Genomic DNA, 20158 nt, shown 5'->3' on the forward strand with positions numbered 1-20158 from the left:
TCTCAGCCATGCGCAACACACCCCACATCTCTGGTTCCCCCACGCGCCGCACCGTCCTCGCGGCCTCGATCGCCGCGGCGGGCACGGGAGTCCTCGCCGCGTGCTCCGGCGACGGCCCGGGCTCCGGGCACGGCGGTCACGGCTCGGCGGGCGCGGCACCGGCCGGCTACGTCGACCCGGCCGGCAAGGAAGTCGCCGCCGCCGAGAAGAAGCGCGGCGCGGGCCCGGTCCGCACGGTCAAGCTCACGGCGGCCGCGGCCCCGCTCGACCTGGGCGGTCGTACGGTCACCTCCTGGTCGTACGGCGGCGAACTGCCCGGCAAGGAAGTTCGCGTCACCGCCGGCGACACCCTCTCCCTCACCCTCGCGAACCATCTGCGCGAGGCGACGTCCCTGCACTGGCACGGCATCGCACTGCGCAACGACATGGACGGCGTCCCCGGCCTCACCCAGAAGCCGATCGCGCCCGGCGCCGACTTCACGTACCGCTTCGCGGTCACGCACCCGGGCACGTACTGGTTCCACCCGCACTCGGGCACGCAGCAGGACCGCGGCCTGTACGCGCCGCTGATCGTCGAGGACCCGAAGGAGCCGCTCTCCTACGACAAGGAGTGGGTCGTCGTCCTCGACGACTGGGTCGACGGGGTGGACGGTTCGACGCCGGACGCGGTCCTGAAGGAGCTGCGGGCGGGCATGCCGGGCATGGACCACGCAGGCCACGACATGTCAGGGATGAGCGGCATGTCGATGAAGACCGAGGAGTCCCCGTCGGCGTCGCCGTCCGTGTCGGGCCCCTCCCGCATGATGATGGGTGCGACCAGCGACCTGCTCGGCGGCGACGCGGGCGACGTGAAGTACCCGTACTACCTGGTCAACGGCCGCACGCCGAAGGCTCCTTCGTCGTTCGAGGCCCGTCCCGGGGACCGCGTCCGGATCCGGTTCATCAACGCGGGCGGCGACACGGCGTTCCGCGTCGCGCTCGGCGGCCACACCATGACGGTGACGCACACGGACGGCTTCCCGGTGCGGCACGCGACGACGGACGCGCTCCTGCTCGGCATGGGCGAGCGCTACGACGTGCTGGTCACGGCGGGCGACGGCGTCTTCCCGCTGACGGCGCTCGCGGAGGGCAAGAAGGCGTCGGCGCTCGCGGTCCTGCGCACGGGTTCCGGGGCGGCCCCGACGGCCACGACCCGCCCCGAGGAGCTGGACGGCCGCCTGCTCACGGCGGACCGGCTCAAGGCGGCCGACGAGGTGGCCCTCGCGCCGCGCGAGCCGGACCGCACGGTCCGGCTCCAGCTCACCGGCGGCATGGCCGCGTACGACTGGGCCTTCGACAAGAAGCCGTACACGGCGGACCAGCGCCACCCGGTCGAGGCGGGCGAACGCGTCCGCCTCGTCTTCGCCAACTCCACGTCGATGTGGCACCCGGTCCACCTGCACGGCCACACGTTCTCCCTGGCGAACGTGGTCGGCGGCCCCCGCAAGGACACCGCGGTCGTCCTGCCGAACGGCACCCTGACGGTCGACTTCGACGCGGACAACCCGGGCCTGTGGATGGTCCACTGCCACAACGTCTACCACTCGGAGGCGGGCATGATGACGGTCCTCGGATACAAGGCCTGAGCCGGGGGCGGCCCGGGTCGCGCACCCGGGCCGCCCGCCCTCAGCGGTGCGCGAGCTCCGGCTCCGCGGGGGCGTGCGCGGCGACGAGCCGGCCGGTGCCGCGCTGCCCCCGGCGGCGGTCCACCCCGTACGAGGCCGCCGCGACGGCCAGGCCGAGGACGGCGAGGGCCGCGCCCGCGAGCGCCGGGGACGTCACGCCGAAGCCCGCCGCGAGGGCGAGGCCGCCGATCCAGGCGCCGCCCGCGTTGGCCAGGTTGAAGGCCGCCTGGTTCGCGGAGGAGGCGAGGGAGGGGGCCGCGGCCGCCTTCTCCATCACCATCAGCTGGAGCGGGGAGCCGGTGACGAACGCCGTCAGGCCCAGCAGCAGCACCGCGAGCGGCGCGCTCCACTCCGTCCGCATGAGGAGCGGGAAGAGCGCGAGGACGGCGCCGAGCGAGATCAGGCCGCCGAAGAGGGTGCCGCGCAGGGAGTGGTCGGCGAGGCGGCCGCCCAGGAGGTTGCCGATCGTGGCGCCGACGCCGAAGAGGGCGAGCAGCAGCGTGACGCCGGACGCGGCGAAGCCGGCCGCATCCGTGAGCATCGGCGTGATGTAGCTGTACGCCGCGAAGAGCGCGCCGAAGCCCGCGACGGTCGTGCCGAGGGCGAGCCAGACCGGGAGCGGGCGCAGGGCGCGCAACTCGTCCCGTACGCCCACCGCCGTGCCGTGTCCGTGGTCGGCGGGGACCAGCGCGAGTAGGGAGCCGATCGCGGCGAGGCCGATGGCGCTGACCGCGAGGAACGTGGCGCGCCAGCCGAGCTGCTGGCCCATGGCGGTGGCGACGGGCACGCCGATGATGTTGGCGACGGTCAGACCGAGGAACATCAGCGACACCGAACGGGCCTTGCGCTCGGGCGCGACCAGGGAGGTGGCGACGACCGCGCCGACGCCGAAGAACGCGCCGTGCGGCAGCCCGCTGACGAAGCGGGCGACGAGCAGCCAGTGGTAGTCGGGGGCCGCGGCCGAGACGGCGTTGCCGACGACGAACAGGACCATGAGCCCGATCAGGACGCGGCGGCGCGGCATGCGCGCGGTGACGGCGGCGAGCAGCGGGGCGCCGATGACGACGCCGAGCGCGTACGCGGAGACGAGGTGTCCGGCGGTGGGGATGGAGATGCCGAGGTCGCTCGCGACGTCGGGCAGCAGGCCCATCATCACGAACTCGGTCGTGCCGATGCCGAATGCGCCTACGGCGAGTGCGAGCAGGGCGAGGGGCATGAGGGAGCGTCCAAAGGAAGGGGGTGAGCGGTTCCGTAAGTTTACGGGCGGAACAAAGTCGCGTGCACCACGTATTCCCGCGTCACACCTCGACGCGCGCCGCGATCGGCAGGTGGTCGCTCCCGGTCTCCGGCAGCGTCCACGACGAGGCCGGCTCGACGCCCCTGACCATGATCTGGTCGATGCGGGCCATCGGGAACGCGGCCGGCCAGCTGAACCCGAAGCCGCTGCCCGCCGCGCCCTGCGTGGAGCGCATCTGGGACGTGACGGCGTTCAGCGCGCGGTCGTTCATCGTGCCGTTCAGGTCGCCGAGCAGGATGACCTTGCCGAGCCGCTCGTCGGCGATGGCCTCGCCGAGCGCGTCCGCGCTCTTGTCGCGCTGGCTCGCGGTGAACCCGGAGTCGAGCTTCACCCGCACCGACGGCATGTGCGCCACGTACACCGCGACCGCGCCCTCGGGCGTCGTGACGGTCGAGCGCATGGCCCGCGTCCAGCCCAGCTTGATGTCGACGGGCCGGGTGTCGGTCAGCCGGTACTTGCTCCACAGCCCGACCGTGCCCTGCACCGAGTGGTACGGGTAGGCGTCCGCGAGCGCCTTCTCGTACGTGGGCAGCGCCTCGCCCGTCAGCTCCTCGAGGGCGAGGACCTGCGCGCCGGACGCGGCGAGGGCCTCGGCGGTGCCGGCCGGGTCGGCGTTGTCCGCGTTCACGTTGTGGGTGGCGACGGTGAGGTCGCCGCCGGAGTGCTGCTTGTCGGTGAGCAGACCGCCGAAGAGGTTGAGCCAGACGATCGCCGGGAGCAGCACCGCGATCACGGCGGTCGCCGACTTCCGCACGAAGCCGAGGACGAGCAGCACCGGGACGAACAGGCCGAGCCACGGCAGGAACGTCTCGGTCAGGGAGCCGAGGTTGCCGACGGTGTTGGGGATCTGCGCGTGCAGCAGCATGACCAGGGCGAGCAGCACCGCGAGGGCCGCGAGGACGATGCCGCGGCGCCAGTAGCCGCGGTCGCTCCGCAGCCGGTGTCCCAGGCGCCGCAGTCGCGCGCCAGGTCCGGTGGATCCGGAGTCGTGGCCGTCCGAGCTGCCGTACGCCTGCGCCATACCGTCGTCGCCTCACTGCCTGCCGTGCCCGCCGTTCTCGCCCTGTTGACCCTAGGCGATGAACAGCGGCGATCTGTTCCGTCACGCCCGCGGCCTGCCGGGTACGTGACGTCCGTACGGCCACGAGGACGAGTGATCCGGTGTTCGAAGTTCCGGACACGGCGGTCCCGGGGGCCTCTGTGACGAAACCCGCACATACGGGCCGTGGCTCAGCGGGCGGTCAGACCCGCGAGGACGGCGTCGACGATGCGCTCGGAGAGGTCGTCGGCGAGCGGCGCGTCGGAGCGCATGACGGTGCGCAGCAGCATCGGCCCGGTGAACAGGTCGCCGGCGAACTCGACGTCCGTGTCCGCCGGCAGCTCGCCCTCGGCGATACCGCGCCGCAGCACGTCGTACAGAGCGCGCCGGCGCGGCTCGACGACGACCTCGTGGTACGCGTCCCAGAGCCGCGGCAGGGTCTTCATCTGCGCGAACACGTTGTGCAGCAGGGCCGAGGCGCGCAGGTTCAGGCCGCGTCTGCGCATGTGCTCAAGAAGCCGGATCAGATCGTCGCGCATGGACGTGCCGGGCAGGTCGGGCTCGGGTTCCTCGATGGAGGCGACCACGTCGACGAAGAGCTCCTCCTTGCCGCTCCAGCGCCGGTAGATGGTGGCCTTGCCGACGCCGGCGGTGCGGGCGATGCGCTCGATGGACAGCTCGGTGAGCGGCACACCGTCCTCCAGGAGCTGGATGACGCCCTCGACGATGGCCTGCTCCACGGCCTCGCTGCGGGGCCTGCCGCGGACCGGCGCCATGATCCCGGCCGGACGCGTCCTGCCGTTCGGGACCCCGCCGCTCCGCTGCCGCGCCTGCCGCTCGGTCCGTCCCGTGTCCACGTCCGCCTCCGCCTTCCGCCTGCGCCCCGGAACCCGACCCTCCGGCCGGGTTCCGGGGCGATTGTCTCAGCGCCGCTCCCCCATGAGTACGACGTCGCCTCCGAGGATCAGCCCCCGGCACCCACCTTCTCGGGCTCACCGCGCTGCTCGGTGGGCGTGGCCGGGACCTTCCCCGGCAGGAACAGGGCGGTCACGACGGCGCTGATCAGCGCGACGCCCGCACCGCACAGGGCGGTGACGTGCATGGCGTGCAGGAACGCGTCGTTGGCCGGCCCGACCAGGGCCTGCCCCTTGGGGCCGAGCTTCTCGGCGACGCCCAGGGTGGCCTCGATGGAGCCGCCCGCGGTGTCGCGCAGCCCGGCGGGCAGCAGGCTCAGCTTGTCCTCGATGCCGCTGCGGTACGCGGTGGAGAGCACGGAGCCGAGCACGGCGATGCCGAGCGCGCCGCCGACCTGGCGGAACGTGTTGCTCAGCGCGGACGCCGAGCCGGCCTTCTCGCGCGGCAGGGCCTGCATGATGACGACGCTGGTCGGTGTCATGACGTGCGCCATGCCCGTACCCATCAGGAAGAACATCACTTCCATGAGCCAGATCGGCGTGTCGGCCTCAAGGACGGTGAACGCGGCGAGCATGCCCGCGAGCAGCACCAGACCGCCGGTGGTCGTCGCGCGCACCCCGAACCTGTCGACGACGAGCCGGGCGCGCGGCGCGAAGATCAGCTGGGCCGCGGCGAGCGGCAGCATCAGGGCGCCGGTCTGCAACGGCGTGTACCCGCGCACGCTCTGCGTGTAGAAGACCGAGAAGAAGGTGACGCCCATCAGCGCGAAGAAGACGAGCGCGATGGCGGCGATCGCGGCCGAGAACACCTTGTTCTTGAAGTAGTCGATGTCGATCGACGGGTGGTCGCTGCGCTTCTCGTACACGACGAACGCGACGAGCACGACGAGCCCCGCGGCGATGGTGGCCAGCACCTGGGCGCTGGTGAAGTCGCCCTCGTCACCGCCCTTGATGATCCCGTAGACGAGCAGCACGAGACCGACGATGGACAGGCCGACGCCGACCAGGTCGATGCGGCCCGGCTTCGGGTCCTTGGAGTCGGGCACGAGCACGATCATCAGGATCACGGCGAGGATCACGATCGGCACGTTCACCAGGAAGACCGAGCCCCACCAGAAGTGGTCGAGCAGCAGACCGCCGGTGATCGGCCCGATGGCGATGGCGAGGCCGACGCCGCCGGCCCAGATGCCGATGGCCTTCGGCTGCTCCTCGCGCTCGAAGACGTTCATGAGGACGGCGAGCGTGGCCGGCATGACGAAGGCGGCGCCCAGTCCCATGACGGCGCGGAACGCGATGAGCTGCACCGGGGACCCGGACTCGGCGGCGAGCGCCGACCCGATCCCGAAGAAGACGAGTCCTCCGATGAGGACCTTCTTGCGCCCGAGGCGGTCACCGAGCAGACCGGCCGTGAACAGCAGACCCGCGAAGACGAGGGTGTAGGAGTTGATGGCCCACTCGAGCTCGCTCTGCGTGGCACCGAGGCCGGTGGGCGCGGGGGTCGAGATCGTCTTGATCGCGACGTTCAGGATGGAGTTGTCGAGGACGACGATCAGCAGGCTCAGCATGAGCACCGCGAGGATCGCCCAGCGACGGCGATGCACGGCCTCCGGTATCCGGGGGGCCGCGGGAACGGCAGGAGTGGTCATACCTACGACCCTAGCCCCATTTCGATACGGCCCCGTCTCGTATTGAAAGTCACGGTCAAAGCCTTACCGAGCCTTTACCGGAGTGCCCTGTGACGCGTCCGCCGGTGGGGGCCTGGCGCGAAGGCGACACGCGGTGCCACCATGGGAGGCGATCCGGGGACGCCGTCAGGGCGCCTCGAGACGAATTGAAGGAGCCGTTGCGATGACGCAACCCACAGAGCTTTCGGCTGCCCGCGACCACAGCACCACCGACGGCAGCACGGGGCGCGACCCCAAGGCGCTGTACGGAGGCAAGGGCACCCGGCGCATCACCGTGCGGGACATCTCCCTCGCCAAGGAGCGGGGCGAGAAGTGGCCCATGCTGACCGCGTACGACGCGATGACGGCGTCGGTCTTCGACGAGGCCGGCATCCCCGTGATGCTCGTCGGCGACTCGGCGGGCAACTGCCACCTCGGCTACGACACCACGGTCCCGGTCACCCTGGACCAGCTCACGATGCTCTCCGCCGCGGTCGTGCGGGGCACGAGCCGCGCCCTGATCGTCGGCGACCTGCCCTTCGGCTCGTACCAGGAGGGCCCCGTCCAGGCGCTGCGCTCGGCGATGCGGCTGGTGAAGGAGGCCGGGGTCGGCGCGGTCAAGCTGGAGGGCGGCGAGCGCTCGCACGCCCAGATCAAGCTGCTCGTCGAGGCGGGCATCCCGGTCATGGCCCACATCGGCCTGACCCCGCAGTCGGTCAACACGCAGGGCTACCGGGTGCAGGGGCGCGGCGAAGAGGCTGCGCAGCAGCTGCTGCGCGACGCGAAGGCGGTCCAGGACGCGGGCGCGTTCGCGGTCGTCCTGGAACTGGTCCCGGCGGAGCTGGCCGCGGAGGTCACGCGGATGCTGCACATCCCGACGGTCGGGATCGGGGCCGGGGCCGAGACGGACGCGCAGGTCCTGGTCTGGACGGACGCGCTCGGACTGACCGGGGGCAAGATGCCGCGCTTCGTGAAGCAGTACGCGGATCTGCGGTCCGTCATGTCCGACGCGGCGAAGGCGTTTGCGGAGGACGTCATCGGCGGAACGTTCCCTCTGGAGGAGCACTCCGTCCACTAGGCCCCCCAGCAGGCCCCCTGAAGCCATAGCGGCACCAACGCAGCCCGTCGATCTTCCCCCGTCGACGGGCTGCGGCCTTGGCACGCCGCCGGTGCCCACCCGCAGCCACCCGTGCGGATTCGGTTGTCGGGTGCGGCCTCCCCGTGGGGGGGGTGACCCGCCGTCGGCGGGTGCGGGAGGGCGGCAGCCGCCGTCAGCGGGGCCCGGGGCCGCCGACGGCGGGGAACCCCGGTCCGCGCGGGCGGCCGCCGACGGGTACCGGCACCCGGCCGCGAACACCCACGACGCGCGACAGCCGACGGCGGGAAGCTCCACACGGGTGGCGGCCGGTGGCCACGAAACCGGCCGAAGGCCGGGGAAACGACCCACGGCCCGGCAGCCGCCGACGGCGAGAAGCTCCACAGGAGAACCCGCACCCGACACCCGAATCCGCACGGGTGGCTGCGGGTGGGTACGACACCCGGCCGAAGGCCGGGGCACCCCACGGCCCGCACCTGGGCGATATGTCGCCGACAGCCCGCCGACAGTCGGGCTGTCGGCGGGCTGTCGGTGAGTTGTCGGTGGCGGCTGTCACCTTGTTGGCATGACGCGAATCGACAACAACCCCGAGAGCGGCCGCCCCGTGGCCGTGTCCGTACGGGGGCTGGTCAAGCACTACGGCGCGACCAAGGCGCTGGACGGCGTGGACCTGGACGTGCACGAGGGCACCGTCCTCGGTGTGCTCGGTCCGAACGGCGCCGGCAAGACCACCCTCGTCCGCTGCCTGTCCACCCTGATCACCCCCGACGCCGGCACGGCGATCGTCGCCGGCTACGACGCCGTGCGGCAGCCCCGTCAGCTCCGCCGCGTGATAGGCCTCACCGGCCAGTACGCCTCGGTCGACGAGAAGCTCTCCGGCCGCGAGAACCTCTACATGATCGGCCGGCTGCTCGACCTGTCGAGGAAGGAGGCGCGCACCCGGGCCGACGCCCTGCTCGAGCGCTTCTCCCTCACCGACGCGGCGACCCGCCCCGCGAAGACGTACTCCGGCGGTATGCGCCGCCGCCTCGACCTCGCCGCCTCCATGATCGGCCGCCCGCACGTCCTGTACCTGGACGAGCCGACGACCGGCCTCGACCCCCGCACCCGTAACGAGGTGTGGGACGAGGTGAAGAGCATGGTGCGCGACGGCGTCACCGTCCTGCTGACCACCCAGTACATGGAAGAGGCCGAGCAGCTCGCCCACGAGCTGACCGTCATCGACCGCGGCCGGGTCATCGCCAACGGCGGCATCGAGGAGCTGAAGGCGAAGGTCGGCGGCCGCACCCTGCGGATCCGCCCGGCCGACCCGATGGAGCTGCGCCCGCTGGCGAACGCCCTGGACGACATGGGCATCACCGGCCTCGCCACGTCCACCGTGGACACCGAGGCGGGCGCCGTCCTCGTCCCGATCCTGAGCGACGAGCAGCTGACCGCCGTGGTCGGCGCGGTCACCGCGCGCGGCATCACGATCGGCTCGATCGCCACCGAACTGCCCAGCCTGGACGAGGTGTTCCTGTCCATCACCGGCCAGAAGGCGTCCGCCCCGCAGGACGCGCGGCCCGAACTCGAGGAGGTCGCCGTATGAGTACCGCAACCCTGACCGCCACGGCGCCCACCATCAAGGTCGACGCCGACCCCAAGATCGGCCTGCGCGGCCACCTGCGTCACACGGGCGCGCTGATCCGCCGCAACCTGCTGTGGATCAAGCAGGACCCGGAGTCGATGTTCGACGCCATCCTGATGCCGATCATCTTCACCCTGCTCTTCGTGTACGTCTTCGGCGGCTCCATCGGCAGCGCCATGGGCGGCGGCCAGGACGCGTACGTCCAGTACGTGATCCCGGGCATGATCGCCATGATGTCGATGAACATCGCGCAGGGCGTCGGCACCGGCTTCAACGAGGACTTCCAGAAGGGCATCATGGACCGCTTCCGGTCCCTGCCCATCGGCCGCAGTTCGGTCCTTGTCGCCAAGGTCGTCGTGGAGCTGCTCCGGCTGCTGTGCGCCACGACGGTGCTGATGATCGTCGCGCTGCTCGTCGGCTTCGACATCACCAACTGGGCCGGTCTGTTCGGCGCGATCGGTCTGACCGCGCTGTTCGGCTCGTCCCTGATGTGGATCTTCCTGGTGCTCGGCGTGACCATGAAGAGCGCGCAGGCCGTGCAGGCCATGGGCTTCCTGGTGATGATGCCGTTGCAGTTCGGCTCGTCGATCTTCGCGCCGACCGCGTCGATGCCGGGCTGGCTCCAGTCCTTCACGGACTGGAACCCGATCTCGTCGCTGGCCGACACCTGCCGCAGCCTGATGACCGGCGGCCCGATCGCCCACGACCTGTGGGTGACCCTCGGCTGGACCGCGGTACTGACCGCGATCATGGCGCCGATCGCGATCCGCAAGTTCACGACGAAGAACTGACACGGTCGCGGGAGACGTCGCAGGAGATACGGGATCGTCGTAAGCGTCGCTTCACAGCAGGGCGGTGGCCTCCTCCAGGGAGAGGTCACCGCCCTCTGCGTAGGCCCGCTCGTACGCGGAGTCGTCGAGGAGCGCGCGCGCCTCCGCCTCCGCCTGTTCCCGCCACCGGCGCTCCATGGAGTTGCGGATGTGCGACACGGGCAGGGACGCGTCGGACGCGCCGATGAGCCGGGCCGCGGTCTCCGCGTCGCCGGGGTCCGCGCGCAGCAGGAGCGCACGGGCGCCGGCGAGCAGATGCAGCGCCGACAGGTGCGGCATGATCACCAGGGAGAGCGGGTCCCCGGAGAGCTCCAGGGCGGTCCGGGTGCGGCGCAGCGCGTCGTCGGGCAGCCCGTCGAGGACGTCGACCATGGCTTCCATGCCGGTGGTCATGCCCCGGAAGAAGAGGAAGTCCATCACCTTGAACTCGTCGCGCAGCAGGGCGAGTTGCTCGCGGGCCTCGGCCGTGCGGCCGGTGAAGGAGAGATGGGCGACGAGGAACATCCGGGCGGCGGGCCAGGCTTCGTTCGTGTGCCGCTTCGCCGGCTGGAGGACCTCCCACAGGAGCGCTTCGCCGCGCTCGCCCTCGCCCTCCTCGATCAGCACCTGGGCGATCCTGACCTGGAGGATCGCGAACTGGGCGTGGGCGCCCATCTCCTCGGCGACCTCCTGGGCCCTGCGGTAGTCGGCCGCGGCGTCCCGGAACCGGCCGAGCCGCTCGTAGGCCTCTCCGCGCGCGGAGAGCCCTTCGGCGACACCCCAGGCGTCGCCGAGTTCGTCGAAGAGGGCGATCGCCTCGTCGGCGTCGGCGAGGCCGTCGGCGGCCCATTCGGTGCGGTTGGCCGAGACGTTGGCCCGCAGTTGCAGGACGAGCGCGAGCTCCCAGCGGTAACCGAGGTCACGGCAGGTGCGTACGGTCAGGTCGGCGAGATCGCGCAGTTCGTCGATGCGGCCGGACATCATCACGGCGAAGTACCAGAAGCTGCCCGGCGGGCGGCAGGCCTGCGGCAGGTCGGGGCGGTAGGCCTCGGTGATGGCGCGCAGCGTGGCCTGCCCCTCCTCCGACTGCCACACGTCCAACTCCTGGTCCATATAGGCCAGTCGGGACAGGTGGACCTCGCGCCGGGCCTCTTCGAGGAGGTCGCCGGTGAGTGGTGGCGGGACGTCGGTGCAGCGCTGGTGCAGCGGCGGGGCGACGCGCGGCGGCCCGGCGAACGGGTCGGGGCCGAGCGCCGCGACCTCCCGCGACCAGACGCGGGCTTCGGTGCGCAGGTCCCGCATGTGCCAGAACCAGCACAGCGACAGGACGAGGCTGAGCCCCTCCTGTTCGTCTCCGGTGGCGACGGCGCGGCGCAGGGCGGTGCGTACGTTCTCGTAGTCGCGCTCGATACGGGCGATGCCGGCCCGCTGCCGGTGTCCGCGGAGCAACGGGTCGGTGGTGCGCACGAGTTCGCGGTAGTACGTGAGGTGCGCGCGTTCGGCGGCGGCCCGGTCGCCGGACTCGTCGAGCCGGTCGCCCGCGTACTCGGCGACGGTCTCCAGGAGCCGGTAGCGCATCGTCGCGTCGCCGTCGTCGGGGGCGGCGACCACGAGCGACTTGTCGACGAGGGAGCCGAGCGCGTCGAGGACGTCGAACTCCTGGGTCCCGCACACCGCTTCGGCCGCGGCGAGGTCGCAGCCGCCGCTGAACACGGAGAGGCGGGCGAGGACGGCGCGCTCGGGGTCGTCGAGCAGGTCCCAGGACCAGTCGACGACGGCGCGCAGCGTCTGCTGGCGCGGCAGGGCGGTGCGGGCGCCGGAGGTGAGCAGCCGGAACCGGTCGTCGAGGCGGTCGGCGATCTGGCGCGGGGTGAGCATCCGCAGCCGGGCGGCGGCGAGTTCGATGGCGAGCGGCAGGCCGTCGAGGCGGCGGCAGATCTCGGCGGCGGCGTCCGCGGTCGCCGGGCTCTCGTCGACGGTGAACCCGGGCCGCACGGCGGCGCCCCGCTCACCGAAGAGCCGCAGCGCGTGCGGCTCGGGCAGCGGCTCGACCGGGTACAGCGACTCCCCCGGTACGCCGAGGGGTTCGCGGCTGGTGGCGAGGACGGTGACGCCGGGGCAGTGCGCGAGGAGGTGTTCGGCGAGTTCGGCGGCGGCGCCGATGACGTGCTCGCAGTTGTCGAGGACGATCAGCATCCGGCGGCCCGCGCAGTGCTCGACGAGCCGGACGAGGGGGTCGTCGCCCTGCCGCTCGGAGGCGACGCGCAGCTCTTCCGCGCCGGCGCCGCGCAGCACCGTCTCGCGGGCGCCGAGCGCGCTGACGACGGCTTCCGGGACGGCGTCCGGGTCGCCCACGGGCGCGAGTTCGGCGAGCCACACGCCGTCGGGCACGCTGTCCGCCATGCCCTCGGCGGCCTCCTGCGACAGCCGGGTCTTGCCTGCGCCGCCGGGTCCGAGCAGCGTCACCAGGCGGACGCGGGCCAGTTCGGCGCGCAGGGCCTCGATGTCGTCGGCGCGGCCGACGAAGGAGGTGAGGCGGGCCCGCAGATTGCCGGGCGCGGGCGCCGTCCGGGGCTCGGGGGCGGGGGCGGTGCCTGCCGGGGCCCTGTCGGCCGGGGCGAGCAACTCCCCGTGCAGCGCCCGCAGTTCGGGGCCGGGGTCGGTGCCGAGCGCGTCCGCGAGCCCGCGGCGCATCTCCTCGTACGCCGCAAGGGCCTCGGCCGCCCGGCCCGCGTCCCGCAGGGCGCGAAGGCGCAGGGCCTGGAGCGGCTCGTCCAGGGGGTGCGCGTCGCACAGCGCGGTCAGTTCGGGCAGCGCCTCGTCGGACCGGCCGAGCGCGAGCTGCGCCGCGAGCCGGGTGCGCCGCGCGTCCAGGTGCCGGGTCTCCCAGCGGGCGGCCTCCCCCACCCGGTCGGGCAGGTCGGCGAGGACGGGGCCGCGCCACAGGGCGAGCGCGTCGTCGAGCACGTCGACGGCCTTGCCCGGGTTGCCGTCGGCGAAGGCGCGGGCGCCGTCGCCGGTGAGCCGCTCGAACCGGAACAGGTCGACGTCGTCGGCGCCGGCCGCGAGCCGGTAGCCGCCGTCGACGGAGTCGATCGCACCGGCCCCGAGCGCCCGCCGCAGCCGCCCCACCAGGGCTTGCAGTGCTCCGGCCGCGTCGGCGGGCGGCTCGGCGCCCCACACCTCGTCGACGAGCACGCTCACCGGCACGGTCCGGCCGGGCCGCAGCGCGAGCACCGTGAGCAGGGCACGCAGCCGCGCCCCGCCGGCCGGGACGGCCGTGCCGTCGTCGCGGAGTGCTTGGGTGGTGCCGAGGATGCGGTAGCGCACGGGCCTATTGTCCCCGCTCCGGCGCGGGGCGGTCGCCGGGCACCGCGAGGGTGACGAGGGCGCCGTCGTCCCGGCGCTCACGGCTCTCGTCGGAGAACCACTTCGGGCAGGTGTCCGCGTCCCGCAGCCACCGCTTGCCCGGCACCGGCGAGTACGTCGTGCTGCCCGGGGCCACGGGCGCGTACCCCCGGCTCAGGATCCGCACGGCCGTGACCCGCCCCACCGCCCGCGGCCACTTCCCGGTGTGGAGCTCCACGCTCAGCAGCCCGGTCAGCGCGATCCGCTCCGGCGGTGTGCGCAGCGACCCGTGCAGCGCCGCGTCGAGCCCGCCCGCGCCCCGCACGACGGGGAACCCGCGCTCGTGCCGCACCGGCCCCTCGACGACGCTGAACCACTCCTCCCACTCCGCCGCGTCGCCGACCTGCTCCCGCGGCGTGATCATCAGCGGCAGCGCCACCTCGTCGCCCACGGCGAACGGCGTCCCGCAGCACTCCATCTGCCAGCTCTCGTACCACACGGTCCACAAGGTCACGGGGTCCACCTTGGCCGGAACTCCCGCCGTACCGCGACACGTTTGTCCTGCGTGGCGGGTACCTTCAGGGACGCCACACGACCAGCGACCCCGGGAGCACCACCCCATGACCACCGCCACATCCCGTCGCGGCGACAGCAGGATCAGCCCCGTCTTCCTCGGCATCGTCGCGATCACGGCCGTGTCCGGCTGGGCGGTGTGGACGGACTACGCCTCGCAGCCGGGCTTCGCCGTGTTCCTGTTCGTGACGGCGGCGTGGGTCGTCTCCCTCTGTCTGCACGAGTACGCGCACGCGCGCACGGCGCTGCACAGCGGTGACATCTCCATCGGCGCGAAGGGCTACCTCACGCTGAACCCGCTGAAGTACACGCATGCGCTGCTCAGCATCGTGCTCCCCGTCATCTTCGTGATCATGGGCGGCATCGGTCTGCCCGGCGGCGCCGTCTTCATCGAGCGCGGCCGGATCCAGGGCCGCTGGAAGCACAGCCTGATCTCGGCGGCGGGGCCCCTGACGAACGTGCTGTTCGCGGTGGTCTGCACGGCCCCGTTCTGGCTGCACGCGCTGGACGGGGTGCCGGACACGTTCCGCTACGCGCTGGCGTTCCTGGCGCTGCTCCAGGTGACGGCGGCGATCCTGAACTTCCTGCCGGTGCCGGGCCTGGACGGGTACGGGGTGCTCGAGCCCTGGCTGTCGTACAAGATCAAGCGGCAGGTGGAGCCGTTCGCGCCGTTCGGGCTGCTCGCCGTGTTCGCGGTGCTGTGGATCCCGGAGGTGAACCAGTGGTTCTTCGACGCGGTCGACGCGGTGCTGCGCTCTCTGGGCGTCACTGAGTGGGACACGTACTGGGGGCAGCGCTTCTACCGCTTCTGGGAGGGCACCCCGGAGATCCCGGTCGTCACGCGGTAGGCGCGGCCTTCTCCGCCCGCGCCGCCTTGTCGAGCTTCGCCTTGCGCACGTAGAACCACGTCATGTTGGACGTGATCCCCGCGATCAGCACCCACACGATCCCGAGGAAGCTGCCCTGGACGAACGACACCACGGCCGCCGCGACGGCGAGCAGGCAGACGAGGAAGGCGAAGAGGGCGATGCGGGGCATGGGGTCGGCTCCAATGCGGGCACGTACGGCACGGCGATGTTCGCCGACCAGTGTCCCCCATGCCCCGTCCGCGCCTGAACGCGACCCGTACGTGGCGATACGCCCTTATACGTCCGTGACGCGCAGGCCCGCGTGGGCCTTGTAGCGGCGGTTGACCGAGATCAGGTTGGCGACCAGGGACTCGACCTGGTGGGCGTTGCGCAGGCGACCCGCGAAGATGCCGCGCATGCCGGGGATACGGGCGGCCAGGGCCTGCACGAGGTCCGTGTCGGCGCGGGACTCGCCGAGGACCATCACGTCGGTGTCGATCTCCTCGACCTCCGGGTCGGCGAGCAGCACGGCCGACAGGTGGTGGAAGGCAGCGGTGACGCGGGAGTCGGGGAGCAGGGCGGCGGCCTGTTCGGCGGCGCTGCCCTCTTCGGGCTTGAGGGCGTAGGCGCCCTTCTTGTCGAAGCCGAGCGGGTTGACGCAGTCGACGACGAGCTTGCCCGCGAGGTCCTCGCGCAGCGCTTCGAGGGTGGCGCCGTGGCCGTCCCACGGCACGGCGACGATCACGATGTCGCTGCGCCGGGCGCACTCGGCGTTGTCGGCGCCCTCGATGCCGAGGCCCAGTTCGTCGGCTGCGGCCTGCGCGCGCTCGGCGGCGCGGGAGCCGAGGACGACCTTCTGGCCGGCGCGGGCGAAGCGGTAGGCGAGGCCCTTGCCCTGGGGTCCGGTGCCACCGAGGACGCCGACGACGAGGCCGGAGACGTCGGGCAGGTCCCAGGGGTCCTTGGCGGGGGCCTTCGGGGCGGTCGGTGCGCTGTCACTGGTAGTCATGCTGTGACCCTACTCATGCGTACGGGCCGGTGAGCGCGGCCACCGGGATCCGGCGGAAGGTGATCGTCTCGTACGGGGAGAAGTCCCCGGTCTCGTAGAGCAGGCCGACGGTTCCGTCGTCGACGCGGACGAGGTCGGAGTAGGCGGCGGGCAGGCCGTCGACGGTGTGGGCGGGCTGCCAGGTGACGCCGGAGTCGAGGCTGCGGCGGACGGTCATCAGGGCGCGGGCGGCCGGGTCGGCGGGCCCGGAGTAGAGGAGGACGTCGGGGTCGCCGAGGTGCAGCAGGCTGCCTTCGACGACGGGTCCGGTGAGGCCGGCCTGCGGGCGGAAGGGCCGGGTGAGGTGGGCGCCGCCGTCGGCCGAGCAGGCGTCGGCGCGGTTGCCGGGCGACGGGGAGTCGTTGCGGGTGTTGAAGTAGAGGCGTCCGTCGGGGAGTTGGGCGGCGCAGGTCTCGTTGGCGTTGATGTAGCCGTCGGGGTTGTCGTCGACGTAGCCGATGCGCCAGGTCGCGCCGTCGTCGTCACTGAGCAGGCAGTGGCCGCCGTTGTACTTGGCCTCGGTGCCGGTGTCGGTCCCGGTGGGCGGCAGGGAGTGGTTGGCGGGGACGACGACGCGGCCCTCGCGGGTGTACAGGGCGTGGCCGGGCGTGGTCGCGTACCAGCGCCAACCCGGCTTCTTCGTACGGGCGGTGAGGTCGCGCCCCGCGGACCAGGTGAGGCCGGTGTCGTCGCTGTGGGTGAGCCAGACGCGGCGGCCGTCGGCGGCGGAGACGCGGCCGCGGAGGATGGCGTCCTCGGTGGCGGCGGCCGCGTTGCGGACATGGACGAGCAGGACGCGGCCGGAGGGCAGGACGACGGGGGCGGGGTTGCCCGCGAGGTTCGCGCCGTTGGCGACGGCGACGCGCAGCGGGCCCCAGGTGCGGCCGCCGTCGATGGAGCGGCGCAGCACGATGTCGATGTCGCCGTGGTCCGCGCTGGAGGCCCTGCGGCCCTCGCAGAAGGCGAGGAGGGTCCCGTCGGGCGCGCGCACGACGGCGGGGATACGGAAACTGGCGTAGCCGCTCTCCCCCGCGCGGAACGGCACGGACGTCTCGGGCGTCGCCGGGTGCTCTGCTGTGACGGACATGCCCGCCATGCTTCCCGCTGAAGGTAACTTGCGGTGAACTTCGGTTGTCCTATGGGCCGTTCGGCCCGCCCGATGGCGGCAGGAGCGGGCGGCACCTCACCGTCGTACGGGGGCCCAGGGGTGCTCGTCCTGTACGGCGAGCCGGGCATCGGCGAGTTCCAGGCGGCGCGCACGATCGCGGGGCGGGTGAACTCGCGGGAGGCGGACGGCCCGGCCGGGAAGGAGCCGGCACAGAGCGGGCCCGCCCCGGCCCGAGGCCGCCCCGTACGGGCGGTCTTCCCGCGAACGACCCGAACGGGCCCGGCACTTGAGGCACCATGCGCCCCATGGACGCCGTACGAGTAGCGCTGCTGCGCGAGGTCCTCGCCGGGACACAGTGGCCCGCCGCCACCCGACGTTTCGCCGGAGGGCTGCGCTCCTCGGTCGCCGCGCACGGCGGCGGGCTGCTCCTCGTGGGCAGCGAGGGGTACGAGCCCTGGCACCTGGCGGCGCACCTGGTGGACGAGGCGGCCTGGTCCGGCACGCCCGAACTGTCACCGACCCTCGTACGCCATGCCGCGCGCCCCGGCGACCCGGCCCATCTGGCGGTGGGCCTCGGCCGTCTGGAGGCGGCGCGGCGCGGGGAGACGCTCCTCGTGGTCACGCCCGAACCGGTGGGCGCCCCGCTCCTCGAACGGGTGCACGATGCCCGCCGGGCGGGGGCGACCGTCCTGGCGCTCGACTCCGGGACAGCGGGGAACGGGGACCTGCACGCCATGGCCCACGACGCGCTGACCGTGCCCGGGGACACGGATCTGGACCTGGACACGGTGCAGCATCTGGTCAGCGCGGCGGCGGGCGAGAACGCGGAGCCTCGGCCGCGGGGGCGCCGGAAATTCCGCGACCGCCTGTCGCGCCTGGCCGACCAGCTGACGGCGCCGCCGCCGGCGAGGTGGTGAGCTTGTGTCGCGGCTGCGGGTGGGTGGGGGCTGGTCGCGCAGTTCCCCGCGCCCCTGAAATGCAGGCGCTGCGCGCCGCATTTCCCCTATGAAGGCTGCGCGGAGCGCATGCCTTCTAGGGGCGCGGGGAACTGCGCGACCAGCCACGAAGAAAGCTGCACCCGGCGACGAAAGAGCACGCGTGACGGCGCTCAGCCGTCGTCCTCGCCCCGCGCTTCCTTGTCATGCCAGCGCGGGTCGTTCTCCCACTCCAGATTCCGCTCCCGGGCGGTGGCCATCGCATGCTCCGCCTCCTCCCGGGTCCCGTAGGGACCGAACCGGTCCTTGTTCGGGCACTCCGGCCCCTCCTCGACCTTCTGGTGCTCCAGGCAGTAGTACCACTCACCCGGTTTGCCGACGGTCCGCTTCTTGAACAGGGCCACGACCGACTCCTCTCCTCAGGGGGCGCCTCAGGGCCATGCTCCCCCACCTGCCCTCGTTACACTCGCTGGCATGTCTGGCCAGTCGCAGTCGTCGCCCGCCCTCCTCGTTCCGGGGCAACAGTCACCCATCCGTACCGTGCCGGGAAACATCCGGCGTCCCGAGTATGTCGGCAAGCCCGCGCCGACCCCGTACAAGGGTCCCGAGGTGCAGACCCCGGAGACGGTCGAGGCGATGCGGATCGCCGGGCGGATCGCGGCGCAGGCCATGGCGGAGGCCGCGAAGGCCATCGCGCCGGGTGTCACGACGGACGAGCTCGACCGGATCGCGCACGAGTACATGTGCGACCACGGCGCCTACCCCTCGACGCTCGGCTACCGCGGCTTCCCCAAGTCGCTGTGCACGAGCGTCAACGAGGTCATCTGCCACGGCATCCCGGACTCCACGGTGCTGCGTGACGGCGACATCGTGAACCTGGACGTGACGGCGTACATCGGCGGCGTGCACGGTGACAACAACGCCACGTACCTGGTCGGCGACGTCGACGAGGAGTCGCGGCTGCTCGTCGAGCGGACCCGGGAGTCCCTGAACCGCGCCATCAAGGCCGTGAAGCCGGGCCGCCAGATCAACATCATCGGCCGGGTCATCGAGTCGTACGCGAAGCGCTTCGGCTACGGGGTCGTGCGCGACTTCACCGGGCACGGCATCAACTCGTCGTTCCACAGCGGCCTGATCATCCCGCACTACGACAGCCCGCACGCGACGACCGTGATCCAGCCGGGGATGACGTTCACGATCGAGCCGATGCTGACGCTGGGCACGCACGACTATGACATGTGGGACGACGGGTGGACCGTCGTCACCAAGGACCGCAAGCGCACGGCCCAGTTCGAGCACACGCTGGTGGTCACGGAGACCGGCACGGAGATCCTCACGCTGCCGTAGCCGCACAGCACAGACCCGCTGGTGAAGCCCGCCCCGTTCCCGGGGCGGGCTTTTACGTTCCCTTGATCGGGGATCGGGGTACTTTTTTACCGACAGGTTGTCGGGAAGCCTGTTATGTTAGGTAAGGCTAACTTAACTAGAACGCAGCAGCGTTGTCAGCATTGCCAGCGGAGGCTCCATGGACACCCCGTTCTCCACCGTCATCCGGACCGCGTCGCACGAGCAGCACACGGAGGCGGAGACGTCGACGTTCATGGGCGATCTGCTCGGCGGCGCCCTGGGTGTGGACGCGTACGCCCGGTACACGGAGCAACTGTGGTTCGTCTACAAGGCACTTGAGGGCGGCATGGAGCGGCTGGCCGGCGACCCGGTCGCCGGTCCCTTCATCCAGCCCGAGCTGGCGCGCGTGCCCGAGCTGGAGCGCGACCTGGCGCATCTGCGCGGTGCGGACTGGCGCGCGACGGTGTCCGCGCTGCCGGCCACCGCCGAGTACGCGGCGCGGGTCGAGGAGTGCGCGGCGCGGTGGCCCGCCGGGTATGTGGCGCACCACTACACCCGCTACCTGGGCGACCTGTCCGGCGGGCAGATCATCCGCGACAAGGCGGAGAAGACGTGGGGCTTCACGCGCAAGGGAGACGGGGTGCGGTTCTACGTGTTCGAGCAGGTCGGGAACCCGGCGGCGTTCAAGCGGCGGTACCGGGAGCTGCTGGACGGCCTTGCCGTGGACGAGCTGGAGAAGCAGCGGGTCGTCGCCGAGTGCAAGCGGGCGTTCGCTTTGAACACCGGGGTGTTCGAAGCGCTGGGCAAGGAATTTCCTGTCGCCGCCTGAGTCATCAAGCCC

General features: G+C 72.2%; 18 protein-coding genes. 8 read left to right on the forward strand and 10 right to left on the reverse strand.

Translation table 11 applies throughout. The features are described from left to right. Nucleotides 1-8: 8 nt before the first annotated feature. The gene (locus AB0L37_RS32560; protein ID WP_365513618.1) at nucleotides 9-1625 is read left to right on the forward strand and encodes a multicopper oxidase family protein; all 1617 of its coding nucleotides are present in this window, start codon (nucleotides 9-11) and stop codon (nucleotides 1623-1625) included. A 40-nt stretch (nucleotides 1626-1665) separates the two neighbouring features. Here AB0L37_RS32560 and AB0L37_RS32565 read toward each other — a convergent pair whose 3' ends face one another. The 4 genes from AB0L37_RS32565 to AB0L37_RS32580 form a co-directional block, all read right to left on the reverse strand. Next, complete coding sequence (locus AB0L37_RS32565) at nucleotides 1666-2880, reverse strand: MFS transporter (RefSeq protein ID WP_365513621.1); 1215 nt, start codon at nucleotides 2878-2880, stop codon at nucleotides 1666-1668. Nucleotides 2881-2962: 82 nt separating this feature from the next. Continuing rightward, nucleotides 2963-3982: an endonuclease/exonuclease/phosphatase family protein gene (locus tag AB0L37_RS32570; protein WP_365513624.1), complete on the reverse strand. Its 1020-nt coding sequence runs from the start codon at nucleotides 3980-3982 to the stop codon at nucleotides 2963-2965. Between the two features lie 209 nt (nucleotides 3983-4191). Then, entirely contained in the window at nucleotides 4192-4776 is a 585-nt protein-coding gene (locus AB0L37_RS32575) for a TetR/AcrR family transcriptional regulator C-terminal ligand-binding domain-containing protein (protein WP_365513709.1), read from the reverse strand. Nucleotides 4777-4964: 188 nt separating this feature from the next. After that, nucleotides 4965-6560, reverse strand: a complete 1596-nt coding sequence (locus tag AB0L37_RS32580) for a DHA2 family efflux MFS transporter permease subunit (protein WP_365513627.1) — start codon at nucleotides 6558-6560, stop codon at nucleotides 4965-4967. A gap of 202 nt (nucleotides 6561-6762) precedes the next feature. On the opposite strand from AB0L37_RS32580, the gene panB reads away from it, so the two are divergent. The 3 genes from panB (at nucleotide 6763) to AB0L37_RS32595 (ending at nucleotide 10092) form a co-directional block, all read left to right on the forward strand. Next, nucleotides 6763-7656, forward strand: a complete 894-nt coding sequence (panB, locus tag AB0L37_RS32585) for a 3-methyl-2-oxobutanoate hydroxymethyltransferase (protein ID WP_365513630.1) — start codon at nucleotides 6763-6765, stop codon at nucleotides 7654-7656. Nucleotides 7657-8239: 583 nt separating this feature from the next. Continuing rightward, nucleotides 8240-9262 carry an ATP-binding cassette domain-containing protein gene (locus tag AB0L37_RS32590; protein ID WP_365513633.1) on the forward strand — a complete coding sequence of 341 codons (1023 nt, stop codon included), beginning with the start codon at nucleotides 8240-8242 and terminating at the stop codon, nucleotides 9260-9262. Further along, the gene (locus AB0L37_RS32595; RefSeq protein WP_365513636.1) at nucleotides 9259-10092 is read left to right on the forward strand and encodes an ABC transporter permease; all 834 of its coding nucleotides are present in this window, start codon (nucleotides 9259-9261) and stop codon (nucleotides 10090-10092) included. Before AB0L37_RS32590 ends, AB0L37_RS32595 begins: the two co-directional genes overlap by 4 nt. Nucleotides 10093-10143: 51 nt before the next feature. Here AB0L37_RS32595 and AB0L37_RS32600 read toward each other — a convergent pair whose 3' ends face one another. Both AB0L37_RS32600 and AB0L37_RS32605 read right to left on the reverse strand, forming a co-directional pair. After that, nucleotides 10144-13440 (reverse strand): BTAD domain-containing putative transcriptional regulator, encoded by a 3297-nt coding sequence (locus AB0L37_RS32600; protein ID WP_365513638.1) that lies wholly within the window; start codon nucleotides 13438-13440, stop codon nucleotides 10144-10146. A gap of 4 nt (nucleotides 13441-13444) precedes the next feature. After that, complete coding sequence (locus tag AB0L37_RS32605) at nucleotides 13445-13972, reverse strand: DUF6578 domain-containing protein (protein ID WP_365513640.1); 528 nt, start codon at nucleotides 13970-13972, stop codon at nucleotides 13445-13447. 106 nt (nucleotides 13973-14078) lie between these two features. Here AB0L37_RS32605 and AB0L37_RS32610 point away from each other — a divergent pair, with 106 nt between their 5' ends. After that, on the forward strand, nucleotides 14079-14879 hold the full coding sequence (locus AB0L37_RS32610) for a site-2 protease family protein (RefSeq protein ID WP_365513643.1): 801 nt from the start codon (nucleotides 14079-14081) through the stop codon (nucleotides 14877-14879). Here the strand turns inward: AB0L37_RS32610 and AB0L37_RS32615 are convergent. From AB0L37_RS32615 to AB0L37_RS32625, 3 genes are all read right to left on the reverse strand, one after another. After that, nucleotides 14869-15069, reverse strand: coding sequence for a hypothetical protein (locus AB0L37_RS32615; RefSeq protein WP_365513646.1), 201 nt, complete (start codon nucleotides 15067-15069; stop codon nucleotides 14869-14871). The two genes, AB0L37_RS32610 and AB0L37_RS32615, sit on opposite strands and share 11 nt — an antisense overlap. A gap of 105 nt (nucleotides 15070-15174) precedes the next feature. Beyond that, nucleotides 15175-15888 (reverse strand): NADPH-dependent F420 reductase, encoded by a 714-nt coding sequence (gene npdG / locus AB0L37_RS32620; protein ID WP_365513649.1) that lies wholly within the window; start codon nucleotides 15886-15888, stop codon nucleotides 15175-15177. Between the two features lie 13 nt (nucleotides 15889-15901). After that, nucleotides 15902-17014, reverse strand: a complete 1113-nt coding sequence (locus tag AB0L37_RS32625) for a sialidase family protein (RefSeq protein ID WP_365513652.1) — start codon at nucleotides 17012-17014, stop codon at nucleotides 15902-15904. A gap of 326 nt (nucleotides 17015-17340) precedes the next feature. On the opposite strand from AB0L37_RS32625, the gene AB0L37_RS32630 reads away from it, so the two are divergent. Beyond that, complete coding sequence (locus AB0L37_RS32630) at nucleotides 17341-17952, forward strand: hypothetical protein (RefSeq protein WP_365513655.1); 612 nt, start codon at nucleotides 17341-17343, stop codon at nucleotides 17950-17952. 191 nt (nucleotides 17953-18143) lie between these two features. On the opposite strand, the gene AB0L37_RS32635 is transcribed toward AB0L37_RS32630, so the two are convergent. Beyond that, nucleotides 18144-18374 carry a hypothetical protein gene (locus AB0L37_RS32635; RefSeq protein ID WP_365513658.1) on the reverse strand — a complete coding sequence of 77 codons (231 nt, stop codon included), beginning with the start codon at nucleotides 18372-18374 and terminating at the stop codon, nucleotides 18144-18146. Between the two features lie 70 nt (nucleotides 18375-18444). Between AB0L37_RS32635 and map the strand changes: the two genes are divergently transcribed. Both map and AB0L37_RS32645 read left to right on the forward strand, forming a co-directional pair. Further along, complete coding sequence (gene map / locus AB0L37_RS32640) at nucleotides 18445-19317, forward strand: type I methionyl aminopeptidase (RefSeq protein WP_365513661.1); 873 nt, start codon at nucleotides 18445-18447, stop codon at nucleotides 19315-19317. Nucleotides 19318-19495: 178 nt separating this feature from the next. Beyond that, entirely contained in the window at nucleotides 19496-20146 is a 651-nt protein-coding gene (locus AB0L37_RS32645; RefSeq protein ID WP_365513664.1) for a biliverdin-producing heme oxygenase, read from the forward strand. Nucleotides 20147-20158: the final 12 nt, after the last annotated feature.

Source organism: Streptomyces sp. NPDC052225 (assembly GCF_040679615.1).
Taxonomy (GTDB): Bacteria; Actinomycetota; Actinomycetes; order Streptomycetales; family Streptomycetaceae; genus Streptomyces.